This is a genomic window from Actinomadura sp. 3N407, from assembly GCF_052245875.1.
Lineage (GTDB): Bacteria > Actinomycetota > Actinomycetes > Streptosporangiales > Streptosporangiaceae > Spirillospora.
Window position 1 is genome coordinate 167,383 of record NZ_JBQQBP010000001.1, and the last position, 23,605, is coordinate 190,987.

The following is a 23,605-nucleotide window of genomic DNA, read 5'->3' on the forward strand; positions in this document are numbered from 1 at the left end:
GACGCGGGCGGGTTCGGCTGGTGGGCGAGCCGCGGCGGGTCGGTGGCGGTCCCGGGGTGCCGCGGGTGTGGGGATGGGTCAGCCGAACAGGCCGCCCAGCAGGCCGCCGAGGACTTCGGCGGCGCCGCCCGCGATCTCTCCCGCCACGTTGCCCGCCATGTCGCCGGCGACGCCGCCTGCGGCGTCCGCGACCATGTTGCCGGCGATGTCGCCGGCTGCCTGGCCCGCGTAGCCGGCGATCGCGTTGCCGAACGCGTCCACGGGTGCGCCCGCGACGTAGCCGGCGACGTTCTGCGCGTATCCGGCCGCGTCGCCCATCGAGCCGACGGCCATGCCGCCCGCGACTCCGGCGGCGCCGACCGCGGCGGCTCCGCCGACGACACCGGCCGCGGCGGCTCCGTAGCCGCCGTAGCCGCGGTGCCCATGGTGCCCGTGGTAGCCGGGGGAGCCGTGATGGACGTGCGCGGGCGGCGGGCCCGGCTGGCCGTGGGGCGCGGGCGGGTACGGCGCCGGGCCCGGCGGGGCGGGTGGCGGCGGCCCGGTGTGGTGCGGCGGCGGGTACGGTGCGGCGCCGGGCGGTACCGGCCCGGGTGGGGTGTGGCCGGGAGGCGGCGGCGGGGCGCTGTGGCCCGGCATGGGTGAGTGGGCGGGCGGAGCGCCCGGAGGGGGCGGCGGGAAGGCCGGGCCTCCCGGTGCGTGGCCGGGGCCGCCGCCGGGTGGTGGCGGAGGGGTCTGCGACGGGCCCGGCGGGTAGGCGGGACCGGGTGGGGGCGGCACGTGACCGTGGCCGGGACTCCGCATGGGGGCGGGCGCCTGGCCGGGGGAGGGTGCGGGCGGCGGGAACTGCGCGTTGCCCGGGCGGCCGTACTCGCCGGGGCCTCCGTAGGACGCGGCGGCGGGCTGCGCCGGTGACGGCGGCGGTGGCGGGAAGGTCGAGGGGCCGCCGGGAGGGGGCAGCGGAGCCTGGCCCGGAGGCGGTGTTATCTGACCGGGGGGCGGTGTCATCTGGCCCGGAGTGGACGGCGCTTGGCCGGGAGGGGGTGGGGGGCTGCCGTGGGCGGAGCCGGGGCGGGACGAGCGAGGCAACGCGACCGCGGCGTCCAGCCACTGGCTGATCTTGGTGTTCCAGTCGGTTTCGGCGGCCTCGGCGTGCGGGACCTGGAAGACGCCGAACGACTCGTCCGACGGGGCGTCGCGGTCCTCGGCGCGGAGCACGAACGCCATGCTGCGGGGGCTGGCCACGAAGCTCAGCCCGACCTTGTCGATCCGGCCCTGGTACGACGTCGGCGGGTTGAGGTGCATCTCCTGGTGGAACGGCAGCTGCTGGGAGACGCCCCGCAGCTTGGACGCCTCGAACGTCACGTTCGAGATCTGGAAGCCGAGCCGGGCGATCGCGGCGAGCACCCACTGCTGGGACTCCAGCGGCTCGACGGAGATCGGGTCGACGTCGCCGGGGTCGGGCTGGCCGGCCGCGTCGACCTCGGTGCACATCCCGATGGTGAAGCCGGGGAGCTCGTGGCCGAGCACGGTGGTGAACGGCAGCTCGTACGGCAGCGGGATGGAGAACGCCAGGTCGCGCTGCTGCGCGGGATCCAGCCGGAAACCGCGTGTCAGGGCGCCCCGGTACACCTCGGGCCCGGCCGTCTCACCGCCATAGCCGTTCTGCATGCGCGGCATGAGCGCCAGCGTCACGTGCCGGATCTCCACGGCCTGGGCGCCGCCGCGCAGATGCACCTTGCCCGCCACGACCCCGCCGGGTTTGCAGTTCGGCTCCGACAGGATCGTGTCAACGGACGGTCCGCCGCCCGCCATCTGCCCGTAGGACAACGGCCGTTCCCCTCTCCCGACGGCGAGGACGTTTCCCCGCATCAGTCAGCCCGCGCATTGTGGCCGACGCGAGTTAGACCTACTCCACCATGCCATCGGTTCACACCGCGAAGCGGAATACCGAGGCTTTTCCTCCGGCGTGATACGAAGTTCGCACCTCGCCGGTTTGCTCAGGAGTGGGCCGGAGGCCTCATTCCTCCTTGGCGGTGACGGTGACGGTGGCGTAGCCGAGCTTCTCCAGCGGTTCGCGGATCTGCGCGGCGTCCCCGACGGCGATGACGGTCAGCGCCTCCGGGTCGATGTGCTTGCGGTAGGCGCGGGCGACGCCGTCCGGGGTGGAGGCGCGTACGGCGGCCAGGTAGGCGCTCGGGTAGTCGGCGCCCAGGCCGCTGGCGGACACGTCGGCGAGTTCGGCGGCGACGGAGCGGGCCGTCTCGTACTCGGCGGGCGCCCGGTCGGCCAGCGCGCGGACGGACGAACCGTGCTCGTCGGCGTCGATGCCCCGGGACACGATGCCGCGCAGTTCGGTCAGCGCGTCGGCGACGGCGTCGGCGGTGACCTCGGTGTGGACGGCGCCCTGCGCGATGAACAGGCCGCAGTGCCGCATCCGCAGCAGACCCGCGCGCATGCCGTAGGTGTAGCCCTTCTCCTCGCGCAGCACCGCGTTGAGCCGGGACGTGAGCCCGCCGCCGAGCACGTGCGACGCGACCGCGAGGGACGGCCAGTCGTGGTGGGAGCGGTCGGGGACGCCGTGCCCGAAGCTGAGGTACGTCTGCACCGAGCCCGGACGGTCGACGACGACGATCCGGGGGGCCGACTCCGGCAGGACCCGGTCGGCGGTCGGCAGCGGCTCGCGGCTACCGGACCAGCCTTCCAGAGCGGCGGTGAGCGCCGCGTCGGCGTCCACCCCGGAAAGATCACCGGCGACGACCGCGGTGGCCTCAGCGGGCACCACGGAGCCGTAGAAGCCGCGGACGTCCGAACCCTGGAGCGCGCCGACCGAGGTGCGGGTGCCGCCGGTCGGGCGGGACGCGCGGGCGTCGGCGGGGAACATCACGGCGCGCAGTTCGCGCATGGCGCGCGATCCCGGGTCGGCGTCCTCCTGCGCGATCTCCTCCAGGCGTTCGCGGACGAGGCGCCGCACGTCGGAGTCGTCCAGCGCCGGCCGCCGCACGACCGTGGAGAACAGTTCGAGGGCCGCGCCGAGCCGCGTGGTCGGGACGTCGAGCGCGATCCGCAGGGCGGTCAGGTCGGCGTGCGCGAAGAAACTGGCGCCGAGCCGCTCGAACGCGGCGGTCAGCGCGGTGCCGCCGCCCGGCTCGGTGCCCTCCGTCAGCGCGTGCGCCGCCAGCGTCGCGACGCCGTCGAGACCGGACGGCTCACGGCCCGCGCCCGCGTGCAGGACGAGCCGGACCGCGGCGAGACGGCGTCCCGGCAGGTGGCAGCGGAGCGTCGCCGGGCCGGCCGGGACACGCCCCGCGGTGCCGGCCGGGAAGGCCCAGGCCGGGACGGGCCCGGGGACGGGACGGGGCTGCAGGTCCAGGCCGCTGCTCACGAGGTGCCTCCGTAGGTCAGGGCGGTGCGGGCGCCCGGCGCCAGCCAGCGGCCCGCCATCTCCTTGATCGCGTCGCCGGTCACCGCGGCGGCGCGGCCGGGGGCGGTGAAGACGCGGGCCGGGTCGTCGAACTGCGTGGCGTTCTGCGACAGGGCGTTGGCCAGGCCCGTGACGGTTTCGGTCTGCTCCAGGAAGCCGCGCTCGGCCTGCGCGGTGGCGCGGGCGGTCTCGTCGGCGTCCGGGCCGTGCTCGGCGAACCGCCGGAGCTCCTCGTCCAGCACGGCGGCGATCTTGTCCGGTTCCGGTCCGATCGCGTCCACGATCGCCAGGGACGGGCCGGACGCCAGCCGCGTCACCCCGGCCCACACCTCGGTGGCGATCTCGTCGCGCCGCACCATCCGGTCGTAGAGGCGGGAGCCGGAGCCGCCCCCGAGGATCTCGACCGCCAGCTCGGCGGCCTCGACGTCGTCGCCGCCGTCGGTGGGGAGCGTGAACATCGCGAAGTAGGCGGGGGACGGGACGTCCTCGTCGAGCGTCTCCCCGCGGACACTGCCCAGCGGCCCGAGGTCGCCGGGCCGCGCGGGCGGCTTCTCGGGGCCGGTGGGCAGCCCGCCGAAGTAACGCTCCACCGCGTTCAGGGTCTTCTCCGGGTCGACGTCGCCGACGACGGACAGGACCGCGTTGCCCGGCGCGTACCAGGTGGCGAAGAAGTCCGCGCAGTCTTCGAGCGTGGTGGCGTCCAGGTCTTCCATGGAGCCGATCGGGGTGTGCGCGTAGGGGTGGCGCTCCGGGAACGTCAACGCGCACAGCCGCTCGAACGCCGTCCCGTAGGGCTGGTTGTCGTAGCGCTGGCGACGCTCGTTCTTCACCACGTCGCGCTGGTTGTCGAGGTTGGCCTGGGTGAGCGCGGCGGGCAGCGTGCCCATCCGGTCGGCCTCCAGCCAGAGCGCGAGCTCCAGATGGCTGACCGGCACCGTCTCGTAGTAGTTCGTGCGCTCGAACGACGTGCTGGCGTTGAACGCCGCGCCGGCGCTCTCCAGCAGCGCGGCGTGTTCGCCTTCGGCGACGTTCGCCGAGCCCTGGAACATGAGGTGCTCGAAGAGGTGCGCGAGCCCGGTGCGGCCGGCCCGCTCGTGCCGTGAGCCCACCCCGTACCAGATGTTCACGGCGGCCAGTGGTACGACATGGTCCTCGCAGACCACCACGCGCAGGCCATTGCCGAGCGTGTGCTCATGCAGCGGCTGTTCTGCCACGGAGCGCTCCCGTCCGTTCGATGGGTCGGCTGGCGGACAGCACCGCACGCGTCGGCGGGACGTGCCCAGGCGGCGGGCGGGCTTGATCTCGGTCTCACCGTACCGGGTACCCGCGGCCGGAGGCGCGCCCCCGCGAACTGTGGATAACCCGCGGAGGCGAATCAACCCAAACCCGGCCGTATAAGGACGAGATCGCAACGAATCGGGTGCCGGAGAACGCGCCCGTGGACGGAAGACGGCGGGTGCCTGGGCGCTGGGAGCGGTGGCCGCTGGAGGGGCGGCGGTGCGGTGGGGTGCTCGGGAGGAGGCGGGGGGTCAGGTGGTCGGGGAGTTGTGGGCGGCGATGGCTTCCTCCAGGGAAGCGTGCAGGACGAAGATCTTGGTGAGCTGGGTGACGTGGAAGACGCGGCGTACCCGGTCGTTGACGCCCATGAACGACATCGAGCCGTCCCGCGCGCGGAGCCGGTGGTAGATGCCGACCAGCACGCCGAGGCCCGTGGAGTCCAGGAACGTGACCTCGCCGAGGTCGATGACCAGCTGCGCGCCGCCGTTTTCGATGATCTCGAGCAGGGCTTCCCGCAGCCGGGGGCTGGTGAAGACGTCGATCTCGCCGCTTATCTTCACGACCGTGAGGCCCTTTTCGACGCGATGCTCGACGGCGAAGTCCACCGGTGCTCCTCTCTGCCGCTCGTCTCGTCGAGACTAGTGGGAACTCGTTTGTTACCCCTATGGCACGTCGTTACGCAGGACGGGAACGGTCCGGGCCTTCATGGGGTACGGAACAGGGCCCAGACGACCTTGCCCTGCGGGATGGCGCGCCAACCCCACCGGACGCTGAACGATTCCACGAGGTGGAGGCCGCGGCCCGTCTCGGCGATGTAGTCGGGTTCCTTGCGGCGGGGCGCGGCCCGGCTCGCGTCCATGATTCCGCAGAGGAGCCAGGGGGCCTGGTGGCCGAGCCGCAGCCTGATGGCGGACGGTGCGGAGCCGAGCGGATCGGCCGGGTCGTCGTACACGCCCTCGCGGTGCACGTCGTCGCCCGGCCGGCCGCGGAACGTCCCCCCGCTGTGCCGCAATGCGTTCGTGACGAGTTCGGAGACGACGAGACCGACATCGTCGGCGAGTTCGGGCACGCCCCATTCGGTGAGCCGGGACACGGCGAAATGGCGTGCCTCAGTGACCGATTCCGGATCGGGCTCGACCGTGAACGAGACCGTCGGGCCGCGCAGTTCGGTCAGGGCCGTCACGGCCGTGTCCAGGCGCGGGGGCAGGTCGGACGACTCCGGGACGGGCGTGGAGCACCCGGCATGGCCGTGCGGATCGGCCGGCCCCACGAAGGGGCCGAGCTCCCACCGCGTGTCGTCGTGCGCGTGGCGTGACGTCATTCCAACCGGACCCCGCAGAGTGATCTCGTTGTGCAGCCGTGGCTCGGAAGTCTCGTGCGTTATCCTGCGCATCGTAGCGTGCGAATGCAAGGCCCAATGCACGTGCATCCGCGTTGTGAGGGTGTGGGGTGGCGCGAATGCACGCGAGCTGATCGGAGGTAACCGCAGGACGCTGAGGCCAGTGGCACACTAGGTTCGCTGTCCGCCGAATAGCCGGGAGGTTGGGCGTGACTCCAGAGACGCCGGGAAGCGGGTCGACGGTTCGTCGGATCCTGCTCGGGTCGCAGCTTCGCCGTCTGCGCGAGCAGAAGGGTGTGACCCGTCAGGACGCCGGCTACGTCATCCGCGCGTCGGAGTCGAAGATCAGCCGCCTGGAGCTCGGACGGGTCAGCTTCAAAGAGCGAGACGTGGACGACCTGCTCTCGTTGTACGGCGTCAGCGACAAGACAGAACGCGAGGCGCTGCTGCAGCTTGCGCGGGAGGCCAACACCCCCGGATGGTGGCACCGGTACAACGACGTACTTCCCGGCTGGTTCCAGACCTATGTCGGCCTGGAGGAGTCGGCGGCGTTGATCCGCACATATGAACTGCAGTTCGTCCCGGGACTGCTGCAGTCGGAGGGGTATGCGCGCGCGGTGATCCGCCTGGGCAACGCCGGAGCCGCCGAACACGAAATCGACCAACGCGTGGAACTCCGCATGCAACGGCAGGAACGCCTCACAGGTCCGGAAGCTCCGCGCCTGTGGGCGGTGGTGGACGAGGGGGCGCTGAAGCGTCCCATCGGCGGCCCGGAGGTGATGAGGGGCCAGTTCGAGCACCTCATCGAGATGTCCAAGCTTCCGAACGTCACCATCCAGATCATGCCGTTCAGGTTCGGAGGCCACGCCGCCGAGGGGGGCGCGTTCACCATCCTGCGCTTTCCCGAGCAGGACCTGCCGGACGTGGTTTACGTCGAGAACCTCACCGGCGCGATGTACCTGGACAAGCGCGACGACGTCGACACCTATCTGCAGGCGATGGAACGCCTGTGCGTCGACAGTGCGACACCCGAACGCACCGTCGAGCTTCTCGGTGATCTTCTCAGAGAGACATGATGCTTCAGAACTACTACGACAACGGGATGCCGGCCGCCAACCTCCAAGGGGCGCGGTGGCTGAAGTCCCGGCGAAGCAACTCCCAGGGGAACTGCGTTGAAATCGCCGAACTGCCGGGCGGGCGGGTCGCGATGCGCAACTCTCGTCATCCCGACGGCCCCGCCCTCATCTACACCCGCCCCGAGATCGAGGCGCTCATCCTTGGAGCCAAGGACGGCGACTTCGATCATCTCATCGCCTCCCGTAACTGAAACTCCCCAGGAAAACCGCCAGCAGCCGCCGCTTGACCCGCCGCAGGGGGGACGACGAAGTTCCTAGGGCGAAGATCTCGGCGGCCAATCGAATCGCGGCGGGTCGGCTCCGGTGTACCGAACGTCGACCCGACCGCCATCAGAGCAGAAGCAGAGGCCACCCAGGCGCGAGGGTGGCCTTTTTCTTTGAGGGTCAGCCGCAGTTGCCGTAGGGGGCGGACCGGCCGTTGCCGCCGAACCGGACGCATGCACCGGGTGCCTTCACGTACACCGGTCCCGCGTACCAGGCGAACTGTCCGCTGTCGGCGATCGTGCTGCCGCCCTGCTTCTGGATCCAGACCGACACCGAGGACTTCGTGCCCACGTTCTTCGTCTTTATCGTGACGGCGCAGTTGTAGGTGGAGCTGTTGTAGAGCAGGTAGGCGGTGCCGCCAGAGACGCTCAGGGAGCGCTGCACGTAGTAGCCGCTTCCATGGCCGCCGCTGTTGCACACCGCTTGCGGGCTGTACTTGTTGGGCGGTTCCTTGTCGGGCGTGGAGCCTCCGCCCCCGCCTCCGCCGCCGCTGCTCTTCGTCGGTGTCGGGGCTCCCGGCTGTTGCGGTGTGCCGGGCTTCTGGGACGAGTTCGGGTCCGCGGGGTTCTGGCTCTGTTCGGTCTTCGGCTGCCGCTTCTTCGTCGGACTCTGGGCTTCGCCACCGGCGCCGTTCGCGGACTCGGAACCGCCCTGCGCGCCCTGTTTCTGGTCGGACGCCACGGTCTGCTTCTTGTTGCCCGTGTCGTCGCCCGGCCTCGTCGCGGCCCAGACGGCGCCACTCGCGATGATGGCCGCCACTGCGGCGGCCACCGCGATCGGGACGAGCAGTCCGCGCTTCTTGCCGTTCGGCCCATGGGCCTGAGGTGGCCCAGGGGGAGCCGGCGGGGGCATGCCAGGCGCCCCGGGCATGTGGCCCCCGGGCGGCTGCTGGGGCCCATAGGGCGGCTGCTCGCCGTAGGGCGGCGGCTGCGGGGCCGTCTGCTGCCTGACGCCGGACGGGTCCGTGGCATGGTCGGGCGGCAGCACCGCACCGGCCATGGCGGACGGGGCGGCGTGCGGGTCCGTCGAGTTCGGCGGCGTGCCCGCGTACTGGGCGCCGGGGGTCTCGGCCGGAGTTCCGGGGAACGCGGGCAGCGGCTGGATGGGCGCCGCGGCCGAGGACGAGCCGCTGGCCGCGCCGACCAGGCGTTCCTGAGCCTCGCGGGCGGTGGGGCGCTGCGCGGGCTCCTTGGCCAGGCACACCAGGACGAGTTCGCGCATCGGGCTCGGCAGGTCGCCGAGGTCCGGCTCGCCGGTCAGGATCCGGTGCATGACCGTGGCCATCTCGTCGTTGCCGAACGCGGGACGTCCCGTGGCGGCGAACGCCATGGTCGTGCCCCAGGCGAACATGTCGGAGGCCGTGCTGACCTCTCCGCCGGTGAAGTGCTCGGGCGCCATGTACGCGGGGGTGCCGACGTTCTGCGTCTCACCGGCCGCGCCCAGCGCGCGCGCCACGCCGAAGTCGATGACGCGGGGGCCGTCCGGCCCCATCATCACGTTGTGCGGCTTGAAGTCGCGGTGGACGATCCCGGCCTGATGGATCGCGGTGAGCGCGGTCAGGGTGCTGATGGCGAGCCGTTCCAGCGCGCCGCCGGTGCGCGGGCCCTCGGTGCGCACGACATGATGCAGTGACACGCCGGGCACGTACTCGCTGACGATGTAGGGCTGGTCGCCCACGACGTCGGCGTCCAGAACCTGTGCGGTGCAGAACCGCGCCACGCGCTTGGCGACTTCGAGTTCGCGGACGAAGCGCGCGCGGGCGGAGTCGTCCCCGGCGAGCCCGCCGTGCAGCAGCTTGATGGCGACGTGGTCCGCGGCGGGAAGGGTCGGGGCGGCACCGGTGGGGCGGCCCAGGAAGACCGCCCCCTGGCCGCCTTCGCCCAGGCGGCCCAGGATCTCGTACCCGCCCAGCTCGGTCGGATCGCCCGACCGCAGTGGAAGGGCGTCCGGCATCGTCCTGTCCGTCACGCCACTCGCTCCCCGTCACTTCCGGCTCATCGGCAAGCCATTGCAGCAAGCTTATGGCCAGATGATGGTAGGTGCGCCGCAAAGCAATTGATCAAGGGGTATGGCGAAACCGAAATAAGAGGACTACAGTCCGATTAGTGCGGAGGGAGGGATGCGGTGATGGACCGTGGTCCGGCCGGCGGGAGGAGCGTCGACCTGGAGTTGATGCGGACGCCGCCGCCCAAGGAGCGTGCGGACGCCGCGCGCAACCGGGTGAAGGTGCTCGAAGCCGCCGCGGCGCTCTTCGCCCGGCACGGTGTCGCGTCGGTATCGATGGACGCGGTCGCCGCCGCTGCGGGAGTCGGCAAGGGAACCCTCTTCCGCCGGTTCGGCGACAAGGCGGGTCTGGCCGTGGCACTCCTGGACGAACGTGAACGCGACCTGCAGGACGCGATCCTGTCCGGCCCGTCCCCTCTGGGGCCGGGTGGTGCGGGCTCGGCGGTCTCCCCGTCCGAACGTCTGCACGCCTTCGCCGACGCCTACATGGATTACGTGCTGGCCCACCTGTCCCTGGTCCGCATGTCGGAAACGGCTTCCCCAGGTGCGCGGTACCGCATCGGCGCTTATGGCTTCTGGCATCGGCACGTGACGATCCTGCTCGACCAGATCGTCGCCGATGGGGACGCCCTGGCGCATGCGCTGCTGGCCGTCCTCAGCGCGGAACACCTCACCGCGATGGTCGACAACGTGGGCGCGGAACGCGCGCGGGCCGCCGTCCGCACACTCTTCGACGTGGCCACTTCCTAGAGACCCGCCCAGACCTCCCGAAGAAAGGCCGAAGCCCCCGTGGCATGCACGGGGGCTCGGATGCCAGGCCGGGGTCCGGCCGGACGGACGGGGTCAGGCCGGGTCGGGCGTCCGACGCTCTGCGTCGCGCTCCACCCGGCCGTTCGCGTTGCCCGGTGGACCCTCCTGGGCGTGATTGCGTTCCAGCTTTGCCGCGACCGCGAGGGCGCGCAGCGACGTCGTCTTCAGGTGTTCGCGTACGGGGCCGGTGCGGGTTCTGGGGATGCTGCTCGGCACGGTTCACCTCCGTGGGTCGTTGACTGGGGGTGCTACCCGGATCGCGGGCTTTCGCACGGTGGTTGCAACCGCAAGATCTTTACCCTTATTCCGAGTGATCGTTCCGTTTATGCGGATGTCCGGATCCGGCCCCGTCCACGCCCGAACGGTTCAGCTCGACAGCTGTCCAGGTCGCATGCCCAACGCGGCGGCCCTGGTGACCGTCCTCATACGGCGCGGCCGCCGCTGAGCACGGCGGCCGCCGAGCGCGGTCGGATGAGCGCGGTCGGAAGTCAGGGTCAGAGGTACAGGCCCGGTCCCTCGTCGGACGAGCCGGGCTTGGCCGGCTGCAGGTCGGCGGCGGACAGGGTGGACAGTTCGGACGCGTCCGACGAGGCCGTGAGGCGTTCGGACTGGACGGCGAGGGCGCCGTCGAGGAGGTTGCGCATGAGCCGCCCGTTGCCGAACGAGGCTCCGCGGGGCACGTCGCGGAGCAGGTCGCGCAGGCGCGCGGGGACGTCCGCGGACAGCTGGAGACCCTCCGCGGCGGCGAGATGCGCGAAGATCTCGACGAGTTCGTCCTCGGAGTAGTCGGGGAAGGCGATGCGCTTCGGGAAGCGGGATTCGAGCCCGGAGTTGGCGGAGAGGAAGGCCTCCATCTCCCGCTCGTAGCCTGCGGCGATGACGACCAGATCGCCGCGGTACTCCTCCATGAGCTGGACGAGCGTGGAGACGGCCTCCTGGGTGTAGGCGTCGCCGGTCAGCGAGTACGCCTCGTCGATGAACAGGACGCCGCCGAGGGCCTGTTCGACGGCGGCCCGCACGCGCGGGGCCGTCTGGCCGGTGTAGGAGCCGACGAGGTCGGCGCGGGAGACCTCGACGAGGTGCCCGGACGAGAGCAGCCCGAGGTCCGCGTAGACGGAGGCGACGAGGCGGGCGACGGTCGTCTTGGCGGTGCCCGGGTTTCCGGTGAACACCATGTGCCGGGTCGGCACGCCGACCGCTTGGCCGGCGGCGCGGCGCAGGTCGGTGGCGCGGGCCTCGGCGGCGAGCCGGTGCACCTCCTTCTTGACGTCCGCGAGGCCGATGAGGGCGTCGAGTTCGGCGAGCGGGTCGGTGACGGGCCGGACGCGGGCGGCGCCGGAGAGGGTGTCGGGGATGTCCTCGGCGAGCAGGGCGGCCAGGTCGTCCGGGGTGGGTTTGCGCAGGGCGGTCACGCGGCGGGCCTGCAGGGCGGTGGCGCGTTCGCACAGGTTGCGCATGGCGCGGGCGTTGCCGAACGAGCGGCCGCGCGGGGCGCGGCGCAGGAGTTCGGCCACCCTGTCGCGGGCGGCCGCCTCCAGTTCCAGGCCGGAGGCCGCCACCTGATTGTTGAAGATCTCGATGAGCTCGGCGTCGGTGAAGTCGGGGAAGCGGACCGTGCTGGGGAAGCGGGACGCGAGACCGGGATCGGACGCGATGAACCGCCGCATCTCGCGTTCGTAGCCGGCGACGATGACGACGAGGTCGTCGCGGTGGTTCTCCATGAACTTCAGGAGTTCGGCGATGGCCTCGGGGCCGTAGTCCTCCTCCACGCCTTCCTGGATCAACGAGTACGCCTCGTCGATGAACAGGACGCCGCCGACGGCGCGCCGCGCGACGTTGCGGGTCTTCACGGCGGTCTCGCCTATGTAGGTGCCGACGAGGGTCGAGCGGGTCGCTTCGACGAGGTGCCCGGACGTCAGGACGCCGAGGTCCTTGAGGACGCGGGCGAACAGCCGTGCGACGACGGTCTTGCCGGTGCCGGGGTTGCCGGTGAACACCGTGTGCCTGGCGGGCGCGGCGGGGACGGGCACCCCGGCGTCGCGGCGCATCTTGGTGGCCTTCGCGCCGGCGACCAGCAGCTCGATCTCGTGTTTGACGGTGCCGAGGCCGGTGAGGGCGTCGAGTTCCGCCATGGGGTCGGCGCCGGGGGAGTCGAACGAGTCGGGTATGTCGGGACGCTTGACGACGAGCTCTTCGCCGGGTTCGGTCCGTTCGCGGACGGATTCCACGACGATGTCGGCGAGGCGCTGGGCGAGGCGGGCGTTCCGCAGGTTCCGGACGGGCGTCGTGCCGGCGAGCAGTTGACCGGCGGCCGTCAAGGCGCGCTTATGCGCGCGTGCCCCGCGCTGCTGGATGGCCCGATTGAACAGCTCCGCGTGCCCTTCGGCGGTGAAGGGATGCGTGCGGACGACCGGGAACCGCAATGCGAGCGCCGGATTGACCTCGCGGATCCGGTCGTCGCCGCCGGGCTCGCACAAGGCGACGACGTGCAGGTCGTCGTGGACGTCGAGGGCCCGGTGCAGTTGCTCCAGGATGGCCTCGCCGCTCCGGTCGTCCCGGGACATGTCGTCGAGGCCGTCGATGACCATGAGCCGCACGCCCGCGCTGTCGCGCGCGTCGTTGTAGAGATGCACGGTGGCGGCCGAGACCTCCTTGGCGGCGAAGAAGTCGCCGGACAGCCACAGCGGCGGGTCGGCGAGGCCGTGCCGCTGGACGAGCCGGACGATCTCCTGGGCCGCGTCGCGCTTGCCGGTGCCGTCCGGGCCGACGATCATCAGCCGGACCGGTCCCGGTCCGGTGGCGATCTTCTCCAGCGCGGCGGCGACGTCCGGCTGGCCGACCAGGTCGGTCTCCACCTTCGCGCGGGCACGGGCGCCGCGCGGCTGGGACGGGGCCGTGCCGAGGTTCGCGGCGAGCGGGTTGGCGATCCGGCGGCGCGGTGCGAACAGCCGGTGGACGTCCTGCTGGAACCCGCCGACGGGGACCCACGCGGGATTGGGGCTGGCCGGCGGGTCCGGGAGCCCCTGGACGCTGGCGGTGAAGCGTATCGCCATGTCGAGCCAGCCGCGGCAGGCGTCGATGGCTCCGGCGCCGAGGCCCCGCGCGAGCCAGGCCCACTCGTCGAGCGACCACGAGTTCGCGTCGAACGAGCCGCGCCTGTCCTCGAACCGTCCGAGCAGTTCGCCGTACCGGTCCTCGGTGAGGACGACGGACAGTTCGGCGGGAACCTGCTTCTTCCCCGCCTGCAACAGCAGGTGGACGAGCAGCTCGTCGGCGGTCTCGCCGTGCGGGGCGATCTCGCGCAGGTGCTCGTGGACGGGCAGCAGGCCGGAGCACACCCATTCCAGGTGGCCGATGGGCCCGGCCAGTTCGGGCAGGGCGGCGATGACGTCGTCGTCGGCCTGCGCCGCCCACAGGTCCCGCCGCCGTTCCAGGGAGAGGTCGAGCCAGTTCCCGGCCGGGGGGTTGTCGTACAGCTTCAGCAGGGCCTGGCGGCGGCGTTCGAACGGCTCCAGGCCCTGGAAGACGCCGAGCGACTCGCGCGCCAGGGTGAGCGCGAGGTCCTGGTCGCCACAGTCCTCCAGCCATTCGAACGACCGGAAGTCGCCCTGCGGGGCACTCCAGGCGCCCCGCTTGTGCTTCGCGTTCTTCGGCTTGTTCATGTAGCGACCGAAGAACTCGTGGTACAGGTCGGTGAAGGCACCGGAGTAGAGGGCCGAGGCGCCCGGCAGGTAGGCGAGGAGGCCGATCATCTCGGCGGCGACCAGCGGGGCCGGGCTGGTCATCATGCCGTGCTGGCCGGTGGTCAGCGGTACGCAGCGCGGATCCTTGACGAGGGTGTCGATGCGGTCGCGGATCTCGTCGTACAGCCCGTCCGGGACGCGCCAGGGCCCGAACGCGTACAGGTCGAGGACGGGCTCTTCGGACACGAGAAGTTCCAGATGTTCCGGCAGCCGCACAATGTTCCCCTCTAAAGCACACCGACCCGGGTCGAACAGCCTAACGAGGGGGACCGACGAACGCGCGGACGCGGAGAATTACGCGGCATTTTGACCACAAGACGCCATCTATCACTTTGTTCACAAGTTCGAGGCGGCCCGCGAGGCTGTCCCAGCCGCTCAACTGGGTAGGTATCCGAAGATTCGGTTCGCCCGCCGGACAGGTCCCGCTCACCGCCGAGGTCGTCGGGTGCGGGCGGACGCGCCCGAGCCGTCTCCTGGGAGAAGAAACCTTGATCACAAAGTTGCTCGTCGCCAACCGCGGCGAGATCGCCGTGCGGGCGCTGCGCGCCGCCTACGAGCTCGGCATCGCCAGCGTCGCCGTCTACGCGCACGAGGACCGGTTCTCCCTGCACCGGCAGAAGGCGGACGAGGCGTACGAGATCGGCGAGCACGGCCACCCCGTCCGGGCCTACCTGGACGTGAACGGGATCGTGGAGACCGCGCTGCGGGTCGGCGCCGACGCCGTCTACCCCGGCTACGGGTTCCTGTCGGAGAGCCCGGAGCTGGCGGAGGCGTGCGAGCGCAACGGGATCAAGTTCGTCGGCCCGCCGTCGGCCGTGCTGAGCCTGGCGGGCAACAAGATCGAGGCGGTCGCGGCGGCGCGGCGCGCGGGCCTGCCGGTGCTGCGCTCGGCGACGCCCGAGGTCGGCACGGAACTGGAGGCGGCCGACGAGATCGGGTTCCCGCTGTTCGTGAAGGCCGCGGCCGGCGGCGGCGGGCGCGGGCTGCGCCGCGTCGACGACCGCGAGGACCTGGAGGCCGCCGTGGACGCGGCGCGCCGCGAGGCGCAGAGCGCGTTCGGCGACCCGTCGGTGTTCCTGGAGCAGGCGGTGGAGCGGCCCCGCCACATCGAGGTGCAGGTCCTCGCCGACGGCGCGGGCCAGATCGTCCACCTGCGCGAACGTGACTGCTCGGTGCAGCGCCGCCACCAGAAGGTCGTGGAGATCGCGCCCGCCCCGGAGCTGGACCCGGACGTCGCGCGGCGGCTCTGCGAGGACGCGGTGACGTTCGCCCATGAGATCGGGTACGAGAACGCGGGCACCGTGGAGTTCCTCGTGAACGACCGGGGCGAGCACGTCTTCATCGAGATGAACCCGCGCATCCAGGTCGAGCACACCGTGACCGAGGAGGTCACCGGCATCGACCTGGTGCAGAGCCAGCTGCGCGTCGCGGGCGGCGAGACGCTCCCCGAACTCGGCATCGCGCAGGACGAGGTGACGGTCAGCGGCTTCGCCGTCCAGTGCCGTATCACGACCGAGGACCCCGCGAACGACTTCCGGCCCGACACCGGCAAGATCTCGGCCTACCGGTCGCCGGGCGGCGCCGGGGTGCGGCTGGACACCGGCACGGCCTACGGCGGCGCGATCGTCAGCCCCCACTTCGACTCGCTGCTGGTCAAGCTGACCTGCCGCGGCCGGACGTTCGAGGAGGCCGTGCGGCGGGCGCGCCGGGCCGTCGCCGAGTTCCGGATCCGGGGCGTCGCGTCCAACATCCCGTTCCTCCAGGCGCTGCTGGACGAGCCGGACTTCCGCGCGGGCGGCGTCTCGACGGCCTACATCGGCGAGCACCCCGAGCTGCTCACCGCCCGGTCGAGCGGTGACCGCGCGACGCGGCTCGTCCGGTACCTGGCGGACGTCACCGTCAACAAGCCGTACGGTGACGCGCCCACCGACCTCGACCCGGCGACGAAGCTGCCGCCGCCGGCCATGGACGGCCCATTCCCGCAGGGTTCCCGTGACCGGCTACTGGCTCTCGGCGCGCGCGCGTTCGCCGAGGAGCTCCGGAACCAGAGCGCCCTGGCCGTCACCGACACCACGTTCCGGGACGCTCATCAGTCTCTCCTCGCCACGCGAGTACGTACCTACGACCTGCTCGCCGCCGCGCCCTACCTCGCCCGCATGACTCCGCAGCTTCTGTCGGTGGAGGCGTGGGGCGGGGCAACGTACGACGTCGCGCTCCGCTTCCTCGGCGAATCCCCCTGGGACAGGCTGGCCGCGATCCGTGAGGCCGCCCCGAACCTGTGCATCCAGATGCTTCTGCGTGGCCGCAACACCGTCGGTTACACGCCGTACCCCGATTCGGTCGCCCGCGCGTTCGTTCGTGAAGCCGCCAGTACGGGGGTGGACATCTTCCGAGTGTTCGACGCGCTCAACGACGTGGAACGTATGCGTCCCGCCATCGACGCGGCGCTCCAGACGCACGCGCTCGTCGAGGGAACCCTCTGCTACACCGGCGACCTGTCGTCCCCGGACGAGCGGCTCTACACCCTCGACTACTACCTGCGGCTGGCAGAGCGGCTCGTCGAGGCGGGCGTCCACATCCTGTGCATCAAGGACATGGCCGGTCTGCTCCGCGCCCCCGCCGCCCGCACCCTGGTCACGGCTCTCCGCGAGCGTTTCGACCTGCCCGTCCACCTGCACACCCACGACACGGCCGGCGGGCAGATCGGCACCTACATCGCCGCCATCGAAGCCGGTGTCGACGCCGTCGACGGGGCCGCCGCGCCGCTTTCGGGCACCACCAGCCAGCCGCCCCTCCAGGCGATCGTCGCCGCGACCGACTTCACCGACCACGCCACCGGCATCGACCTGGACGCGCTGACCGTCATGGAGCCGTACTGGGAGGCCGTCCGGAGGCTCTACGCCCCGTTCGAGATGGGCCTCCCGTCGCCGACCGGGCGCGTCTACCGGCACGAGATCCCGGGCGGGCAGCTGTCCAACCTGCGGCAGCAGGCCGTGGCGCTCGGGCTCGGCGACCGCTTCGAGGAGATCGAGCGCCTGTACGCGGCGGCCGACGCGATCCTCGGGCGCCTGGTCAAGGTCACCCCGTCCAGCAAGGTCGTCGGCGACCTGGCCCTGCACCTGGTCGCCGCCGGCGCCGACCCCGACGACTTCGCCGAGAACCCGGAGCGCTACGACATCCCCGACAGCGTCATCGGGTTCCTGAACGGCGAACTGGGCGACCCGCCGGGCGGCTGGCCCGAGCCTTTCCGCACCAAGGCCCTCGCCGGGCGCCAGTACACGCCCGCCCGAGCCGAACTCGACGGCGCAGAGGAGAAGGCCCTGGCCGGGCCTGAAGTGCGCGAGACCCTGGACCGGCTCCTCTTCCCCGGCCCCGCGAGGGAGTACCGCGAAGCCCGCGCGGCCTACGGCGACCTCTCCGTCCTGCCCACGAGCCCGTTCCTCTACGGGCTCCGCACAGGTCACGAGGTCGCGTTCGACCTCGAACCGGGCGTGCGCGTGCTGGCCGGCCTGGAGGCGGTCGGCGCCATCGACGAGGCGGGCGTCCGGCAGGTCATCTGCACCGTGAACGGCCAGCTCCGCACGCTCTCCGTCCGCGACAAGTCCGTCGTGTCGGACACGCCGCCCGTCGAGCGCGCCGACCCCGGCGAGCCCGGCCACGTCGCCGCCCCGTTCGACGGCTCGGTGACGCTGCGCGTGTCCAAGGGCGACGAGGTCGCCGCCGGTGACGTCGTCGCCACCATCGAGGCGATGAAGATGGAGGCCGCCATCACCGCCCCCGTCGCGGGGACGGTCACCCGGCTGGCCGTCCCCGAAACGACCCCGGTACAGGCCGGCGACCTCCTGCTGGTGGTCCAGAGCTAGCCGTCAACGACCGCGAGGCGCCGCGATCGCGTGCGAAGCCGGATCTGATCGCGCGGCGAGCCGCAAGGCGAGCCGGAGCGATGCTAGTGACCGCCGCGCCGCCCGCGGAAGGTGGGCGCCCGAGCGCCCGGCGCCGAGGGCTGCGCGGTGAACACTGCGTAGTCGCGCAGGGACGGTTCCAGGAGGTCGAACGCCGTCCTTGCCGACTCGGTGAGGGCCGCCGCGATCGTGACGCCGTCCTCGCCGTCCAGCGTCCGGCGGAGGGTCTCCTGGAAGAGGACGCGGTGGACGCCGCCCAGCTGCGCGGCCACCAGACGGGGGAGGACGTCGTCCGGGCGGGCGCCGGTCTCCTCGGCGAGGACGGCGGCCAGGGCGGCCTCACGCTCCTCGTGGAACTCCCGCAGCCGGGCCACGAGCGCGGGGCTGTCGGTGATCATGCGGGCGAACTCGGCGCCGGAGAAGCCGATCACGGGGTCGTGCCGGTCGACCGCGTGGAGGAAACCCCGGCGCAGCGCGGCGAGCGCCGACTCGCCGGGGGCGCGGTCGGCGACCGTCCGGGCGAGCCCCGAGACGAACGTCTCATGCAGGTCGAGGGCCAGGTCCTCCTTGCGCGGGAAGTAGTTGGTGACCGTCATCTTGGCCACCTGCGCCGCCGCGGCGACGTCGGCGATCGTGACCCGGTCGAAGCCGTGGCGCAGGAAGAGGCGCGTCGCCTGGTGCGAGATGTTCTCCCTCGTCTGCTGCTTCTTCATCTCCCGCAGTCCCATGCGGGCATCCTTTCACAGCTCGACCTAAATTTGTAGTTGACACATGTCTAGGTCGATTCTAAGTTTATGCCGCTAGGCTGCCGGGTACCGAGATCGCGTGAGCCGTTCCCTCCCGGCCGGACGAGCAACCGGACGAGCAAAGGACACCGCCCTGAACGCCAGCCACGCGAAGAGCGCATCCCCCCGCGCCACCGTGAACCTCGTCGACCCGATGAAGGACTACCTCTCCCGCATCGGGCGCACCGCGCTGCTCACCGCCGAGCAGGAGGTCGACCTGGCCAAGCGCATCGAGGCCGGCCTGTTCGCCCGCGAGCGCCTCGCCGCACTCGGCGACGACCTCAGCCTCCAGGACCGCAGGGACCTGGAGTGGATCGCCGCCGACGGAAGCCGCGCCAAGGCGCACATGGTCGAGGCCAACCTCCGACTCGTCGTCTCGCTCGCCAAGCGCTACATGGGCCACGGCCTGCCGCTCAACGACCTCGTCCAGGAGGGCAACCTCGGCCTCATCCGCGCCGTCGAGAAGTTCGAGTACCGCCGCGGCCTGAAGTTCTCCACCTACGCCGTCTGGTGGATCAAGCAGGCGATCAGCCGCGCGCTGGCCGACCAGAGCCGCACGATCCGCATCCCCGTGCACGTCGTCGAGATCCTCAACCGGATGACGCGGGTCCGTCGGCGGATGATGCAGGACCTCGGCCGCGAGCCGACGTCCCGCGAACTGGCCGTCGAACTGGACGTCACCGTGGAGAAGGTCGAATGGCTGCGCCGCCAGGCCCGCGAGCCGCTGTCCCTGCACACCCCCCTCGGTGAGGACGGCGACGGCGAACTCGGCGACGTCATCGAGGACCCGGACGGCGGCGACCCCGCCGACGTCGTCGCGTCCTCGATGCTGCGCGGACGCCTCGACGCGGTGCTGGAGACGCTCACCGAACGGGAGGCGGGCGTGATCTCGCTGCGGTTCGGCCTGTCCGGCGGCGAACCCAAGACCCTCGAAGAGGTCGGCAAGGTCTACGGGGTGACGCGCGAGCGCATCCGGCAGATCGAGTCGAAGGGGATGCACAAACTGCGTCACCCGTCCCGCCGGGAGACCCTCGCCGACCTGCTCGGCTGACCCGCGGGCCGCCCTCCCCGCCGCGAAAACGAGACCGAACTCATCTCGCGGTGGGATGACAGCGTGGATGATCTGCGAGCAGACTCTCTTCTGACGTGTCAGACGGCTGGAAAGAAGAGGGCGATGGCGAGGCGGTTCCGACGGCGGGCGCGGCTCACGGGCACCGGAGCGGCCCGCGGCGCCGCCGCGGGCGCCGCGGTGGCGCTGACGATGACGCTGGCCCAGGCACCGGCCGCCGCCGCGCCCGCCGCACCCCTCCCGGCCGGTGCCCGCGGTCCGTCGACCGGGCCGTTCGACCCGGCGAAGCTGCGCGCCACCCTCGACGCCACGCACGAGGCCGGCATGTACGGGCTGTTCTCGGCGGCGCGGGACGGCCGCACCACATGGGCCGGGGCGTCCGGGGTCGCGGACGTCCGGACCGGGCGTCCCGTCACACCGGACATGCGGCAGCGGGTCGGGAGCATCACCAAGACGTTCGTCGCAACGGCGGTCCTCCAGCAGGTCGAGGAGGGCCGCATCGGCCTCGACGCACCGGTGCGCCACTATCTGCCCGGCCTCGTCCCCGGACGGCGCGGGGCGCAGGTCACGGTGCGGATGCTGCTCAACCACACCAGCGGGATCGGCGACTACGTCGGCTCGGCGTTCCCGTCGTTGAACGACCTGTCACCCGAGAGCCTGGACGAACATCGCTTCCGCGACGTCTCGCCGGAGCAGCTCATCGAATGGGGGCTGCGAGCGCCGCGCACCGGTGTGCCGGGTGAGCGCTGGTCGTACTCCAACACCAACTACATCATCGCGGGGCGGCTCCTGGAGAAGGTGACCGGAACCGAGGCGGAGAAGTACATCACCCGCAACGTCATCGAGAAGGCCGGGCTGAAGCACACCGGCTTCCCGGGCAGCCCATGGATTCCCGGTCCGCACGCACGGATGTACGAATCGCTCTACCAGCACGTGAAACCGCCCCGCGACTACAGCACCTACGACATGAGCTGGGCGTGGACGGCGGGCGCCCTGGTCTCCACGACGGGCGACCTCAACCGCTTCTACCGCGAGCTCCTCACCGGCGGCCTCATCGGCCAGGACGCGCTGGCCCAGATGAAACGAACCGTCCCGGTGAAGGACGCGGACGGCAACGTCCTGATGAACTACGGCCTCGGGCTCTACGCGCTCGCCCTGCCGTGCGGGACGTTCTGGGGCCACGACGGCGCCGTCTTCGGGGCCGGCACCCAGTCGCTGACCTCCGAGGGCGGGGCACGCCAGGTCTCCCTCGCCCTCAACCTGACGAAGTACCAGCAGCTCGACGCCAAGGGCATCCCCGTCCCGCACCCGATCGACAACGCGCTCGGCGCGCACGTCGTGGAGGCCCTCTGCGGCAGCCAGGCCGCGACCCACTCCGGCGAGCCGGAGAGCGAGCGGCCCGTCCGGCTGCTGCCGCTCCATTATCTGCGCACCACGTCCTGACCCGGCGCGGGCGCGTCAGGCCAGGTCGGACGGGTCGGTGTTGGCGCCGCACAGGACGACCACGACGCGCTCGCCGGGGGACGGGCGGTAGGCGCCGGAGCGGAGGGCGGCGACGGCGGTGGCCGTCCCGTGCTCGACGGCCAGGCGGTACTCCTCCCAGGCGAACCGGCGTGCCTCGACGATCGCCTCCTCGGTGACCAGGACGGGGAGCACGCCGGCGCGGGACGCGACGGTGAACGCGATGCCGCCGAGCCGGCTGGCGCCGAGGGAGTCGGCGGCGACCCCGGAGACGTCCACGCGGACCGGGCCGCCCGCGTGGAGGGCGCGTTCGAGGGTCGGGATCCGCTCGGGTTCGACGCCGACGACGCGCGCGCGGCCGTCGAGGGCGGCGGCGACGCCCGCCATCAGCCCTCCGCCGCCGACCGCCAGCAGGACGGTGTCGATCTCACCGCCGGTCTGCTCCAGGAGTTCCAGGCCCAGCGTGCCCTGGCCCGCGCACACTTCGGGCAGGTCGTAGGCGTGGCAGAACAGCGCCCCGGTGTCGGCGGCGCGCTTGGTGGCGGCGTCCTGCGCCTCCGCGTACCGGGTGCCGACCTGGACGACGGTGGCGCCGAGCGTGCGGAGCCGGGCGACCTTCACCGCGGGCGCGGTCTCCGGCACGAACACCTCGGCGGGGACGCCCGCCTGCGCCGCCGTGTACGCGAACGCGAGACCCGCGTTGCCTCCGGAGGCGGTGACGATCCCGGTGTCCGGCAGCCGTCCCGAGTCCCGCGCTGCCAGGACGTGGTTGAACGCGCCGCGCGCCTTGAACGACCCGGTGTGCTGCGTCAGTTCGAGCTTCAGCCACATCCGTGCCGCGGGCGCAAGGGGAGCCGGGTCGACTTCGAGCAGGGGCGTGCGGCGGATGTGGCCCGCCACGCGTCCCGCGGCGGCCTGGACGTCCGAATGAGCGATCACGGGTTTCCTCTCCGTTTCCGGCCTCCATCAGTACCAACGTAGAGGTTGGGGCATGTTGCGTTACGGAGTCCCAGCGCGGCACGTGCTCATCCGCTTTGTGTCATCCGGATGTCCAGCAGGGCGATGCGGTCGGGATCGAAGATCAGATCGATCTCGGTGATGCGCCCGCCGATGACGGTGAAGGCGAACACCGCGCGGGACCGGCCGCCCTGCGTCCACACCAGGCCTGGCACCCCGTCGATGCCGGCGGGCCGCGCGCCCTGGGCGCGGCCGGAGAAGGTGCCGGCGACATCGGCCGCGCCCCGGACGACCTCGGGAATGCCGGCGTCCACGGCGGCCGGGTCGGCTCGCAGGACGACGTTCGGGTGCAGGACGGAGATCAGCGCGGACAGGTCGCCCTGCCGGGAGGCCAGCAGGAACGCGTCGACGACGTGGCGTTGACGGGCCGGGTCGGCGGTCGAGGGGCCGGAGGCGCCCCGCACGCGCCGGCGGGCCCGGCTGGCAAGCTGCCGGACGGCCCCCGGATTGCGTTCCAGGATGCGGGCGATCTCGTCGAACGGCACGGAGAACACGTCGTGCAGCACGAACGCGAGCCGCTCGGCCGGGGTGAGGGTGTCCAGCACCACGAGCATCGCGAGGCCGACCGAGTCGGCGAGCAGCACCCGGCCTGCCGGATCGTGCCCGCCGCCGCCGTCGGCGTCCGCGGGCGCGGGGTGCGGCGGGTCCTCCAGCGGACGCTCACGCCGTGCGGAACGCGACTTGAGCATGTTGAGCGCGACACGGGCGACGACCGTGGTCAGCCAGCCCGGCAGGTTCTCCACCTCATCGGCGCCGGAACGGCTGACCCGCAGCCACGCCTCCTGGACGGCGTCGTCGGCCTCGCCGTGCGATCCGAGAAGCCGGTACGCCACCACCCGGAGGTGGGGCCGGTGCCCCTCGAAACGTGCGGCCAGAAATTCCTCGTCGTTCATGCGTCACACCCTCGCGTCGCGGGTTGTCAGTCCCTATGACCGACGAAAAGGCGTCGATGTGACGTGAGGGCAGGAGTGCGAGAAATGAACGAAGGCGTCAAGACCATCATTTTCCCGGTCAGGGACCTGGACAGGGCCAAGCGCCTGCTGGCCGTGGTGGCCGGCGGTGAGCCCCACATGGACGAGCCCTACTACGTCGGCTTCAAGGTCGCCGGGCAGGACGTCGGCCTGGACCCCAACGCCCATGGCAAGGGCCTCACCCATCCGACCCCCTACTGGCATGTCGACGACATCCGGGCCAAGTACCAGGAACTTCTGGACGAGGGGGCGACCTCCGTCCAGGGCGTCCAGGACGTCGGCGGCGGCAAGCTCGTCGCCTCGGTGAGGGACGTGGACGGCAACGTCATCGGCCTCATCCAGCCCAAGAGCTGAACGGATCCCGGATCCCGGACCACATCAATCGACGGAGGAGCAATATGCGTC

Annotated in this window: 17 protein-coding genes and 1 pseudogene; 7 read left to right on the top strand and 11 right to left on the bottom strand. The window is 71.8% G+C overall.

Annotated features, from left to right (window positions below):
- Positions 1-78: 78 nt before the first annotated feature.
- From ACTWPP_RS00720 to ACTWPP_RS00740, 5 genes are all read right to left on the bottom strand, one after another.
- The gene (locus ACTWPP_RS00720; RefSeq protein WP_443102045.1) at positions 79-1,827 is read right to left on the bottom strand and encodes a sporulation protein; all 1,749 of its coding nucleotides are present in this window, start codon (positions 1,825-1,827) and stop codon (positions 79-81) included.
- A 190-nt stretch (positions 1,828-2,017) separates the two neighbouring features.
- Positions 2,018-3,382, bottom strand: coding sequence for a M16 family metallopeptidase (locus tag ACTWPP_RS00725; protein WP_443102046.1), 1,365 nt, complete (start codon positions 3,380-3,382; stop codon positions 2,018-2,020).
- Positions 3,379-4,635: a M16 family metallopeptidase gene (locus tag ACTWPP_RS00730; protein ID WP_443102047.1), complete on the bottom strand. Its 1,257-nt coding sequence runs from the start codon at positions 4,633-4,635 to the stop codon at positions 3,379-3,381. The genes ACTWPP_RS00725 and ACTWPP_RS00730 overlap by 4 nt, the downstream gene beginning before the upstream one ends.
- Positions 4,636-4,950: 315 nt before the next feature.
- Entirely contained in the window at positions 4,951-5,304 is a 354-nt protein-coding gene (locus tag ACTWPP_RS00735) for an STAS domain-containing protein (protein WP_443102048.1), read from the bottom strand.
- A 98-nt stretch (positions 5,305-5,402) separates the two neighbouring features.
- Positions 5,403-6,020: an ATP-binding protein gene (locus tag ACTWPP_RS00740; protein WP_443102049.1), complete on the bottom strand. Its 618-nt coding sequence runs from the start codon at positions 6,018-6,020 to the stop codon at positions 5,403-5,405.
- Positions 6,021-6,292: 272 nt separating this feature from the next.
- Between ACTWPP_RS00740 and ACTWPP_RS00745 the strand changes: the two genes are divergently transcribed.
- Positions 6,293-7,114: a helix-turn-helix domain-containing protein gene (locus tag ACTWPP_RS00745; protein ID WP_443102701.1), complete on the top strand. Its 822-nt coding sequence runs from the start codon at positions 6,293-6,295 to the stop codon at positions 7,112-7,114.
- Positions 7,114-7,365 (top strand): DUF397 domain-containing protein, encoded by a 252-nt coding sequence (locus tag ACTWPP_RS00750; RefSeq protein ID WP_443102702.1) that lies wholly within the window; start codon positions 7,114-7,116, stop codon positions 7,363-7,365. Before ACTWPP_RS00745 ends, ACTWPP_RS00750 begins: the two co-directional genes overlap by 1 nt.
- A 193-nt stretch (positions 7,366-7,558) precedes the next feature.
- On the opposite strand, the gene ACTWPP_RS00755 is transcribed toward ACTWPP_RS00750, so the two are convergent.
- A complete protein-coding gene (locus ACTWPP_RS00755) occupies positions 7,559-9,406 on the bottom strand; it encodes a serine/threonine protein kinase (protein ID WP_443102050.1) in 1,848 nt (615 codons plus the stop codon).
- Between the two features lie 159 nt (positions 9,407-9,565).
- Here ACTWPP_RS00755 and ACTWPP_RS00760 point away from each other — a divergent pair, with 159 nt between their 5' ends.
- The gene (locus ACTWPP_RS00760; RefSeq protein WP_443102051.1) at positions 9,566-10,192 is read left to right on the top strand and encodes a TetR/AcrR family transcriptional regulator; all 627 of its coding nucleotides are present in this window, start codon (positions 9,566-9,568) and stop codon (positions 10,190-10,192) included.
- A 93-nt stretch (positions 10,193-10,285) separates the two neighbouring features.
- Here the strand turns inward: ACTWPP_RS00760 and ACTWPP_RS00765 are convergent, their stop codons facing one another.
- Positions 10,286-10,468, bottom strand: a complete 183-nt coding sequence (locus ACTWPP_RS00765) for a hypothetical protein (protein WP_443102052.1) — start codon at positions 10,466-10,468, stop codon at positions 10,286-10,288.
- 278 nt (positions 10,469-10,746) lie between these two features.
- Entirely contained in the window at positions 10,747-14,211 is a 3,465-nt protein-coding gene (locus tag ACTWPP_RS00770) for an AAA family ATPase (protein WP_443102053.1), read from the bottom strand.
- A 272-nt stretch (positions 14,212-14,483) separates the two neighbouring features.
- Here ACTWPP_RS00770 and ACTWPP_RS00775 point away from each other — a divergent pair, with 272 nt between their 5' ends.
- Positions 14,484-17,858 (top strand): pyruvate carboxylase, encoded by a 3,375-nt coding sequence (locus ACTWPP_RS00775; protein WP_443102054.1) that lies wholly within the window; start codon positions 14,484-14,486, stop codon positions 17,856-17,858.
- Between the two features lie 83 nt (positions 17,859-17,941).
- On the opposite strand, the gene ACTWPP_RS00780 is transcribed toward ACTWPP_RS00775, so the two are convergent.
- Entirely contained in the window at positions 17,942-18,625 is a 684-nt protein-coding gene (locus tag ACTWPP_RS00780) for a TetR/AcrR family transcriptional regulator (protein ID WP_443102055.1), read from the bottom strand.
- 166 nt (positions 18,626-18,791) lie between these two features.
- Here ACTWPP_RS00780 and ACTWPP_RS00785 point away from each other — a divergent pair.
- Together ACTWPP_RS00785 and ACTWPP_RS00790 are read left to right on the top strand one after the other, a co-directional pair.
- Positions 18,792-19,733: pseudogene (locus ACTWPP_RS00785) on the top strand (RNA polymerase sigma factor); the annotation flags it as partial.
- 123 nt (positions 19,734-19,856) lie between these two features.
- On the top strand, positions 19,857-21,194 hold the full coding sequence (locus tag ACTWPP_RS00790) for a serine hydrolase domain-containing protein (RefSeq protein ID WP_443102056.1): 1,338 nt from the start codon (positions 19,857-19,859) through the stop codon (positions 21,192-21,194).
- Between the two features lie 15 nt (positions 21,195-21,209).
- On the opposite strand, the gene ACTWPP_RS00795 is transcribed toward ACTWPP_RS00790, so the two are convergent.
- Entirely contained in the window at positions 21,210-22,151 is a 942-nt protein-coding gene (locus ACTWPP_RS00795) for a threonine/serine dehydratase (RefSeq protein WP_443102057.1), read from the bottom strand.
- Positions 22,152-22,237: 86 nt separating this feature from the next.
- A complete protein-coding gene (locus ACTWPP_RS00800; RefSeq protein ID WP_443102058.1) occupies positions 22,238-23,122 on the bottom strand; it encodes a sigma-70 family RNA polymerase sigma factor in 885 nt (294 codons plus the stop codon).
- An 84-nt stretch (positions 23,123-23,206) separates the two neighbouring features.
- Here ACTWPP_RS00800 and ACTWPP_RS00805 point away from each other — a divergent pair, with 84 nt between their 5' ends.
- Positions 23,207-23,554, top strand: coding sequence for a VOC family protein (locus ACTWPP_RS00805; protein WP_443102059.1), 348 nt, complete (start codon positions 23,207-23,209; stop codon positions 23,552-23,554).
- The last annotated feature ends 51 nt before the right edge of the window (positions 23,555-23,605 follow it).

Bases quoted from the DNA above. Each gene is read 5' to 3' on its own strand.
- ACTWPP_RS00740 (WP_443102049.1), bottom strand. From the start codon at position 6,020: ATGACGTCACGCCACGCGCACGACGACACGCGGTGGGAGCTCGGCCCC.
- ACTWPP_RS00750 (WP_443102702.1), top strand. From the start codon at position 7,114: ATGCTTCAGAACTACTACGACAACGGGATGCCGGCCGCCAACCTCCAA.
- ACTWPP_RS00760 (WP_443102051.1), top strand. From the start codon at position 9,566: ATGGACCGTGGTCCGGCCGGCGGGAGGAGCGTCGACCTGGAGTTGATG.
- ACTWPP_RS00780 (WP_443102055.1), bottom strand. From the start codon at position 18,625: ATGGGACTGCGGGAGATGAAGAAGCAGCAGACGAGGGAGAACATCTCG.
- ACTWPP_RS00790 (WP_443102056.1), top strand. From the start codon at position 19,857: ATGGCGAGGCGGTTCCGACGGCGGGCGCGGCTCACGGGCACCGGAGCG.
- ACTWPP_RS00800 (WP_443102058.1), bottom strand. From the start codon at position 23,122: ATGAACGACGAGGAATTTCTGGCCGCACGTTTCGAGGGGCACCGGCCC.
- ACTWPP_RS00805 (WP_443102059.1), top strand. From the start codon at position 23,207: ATGAACGAAGGCGTCAAGACCATCATTTTCCCGGTCAGGGACCTGGAC.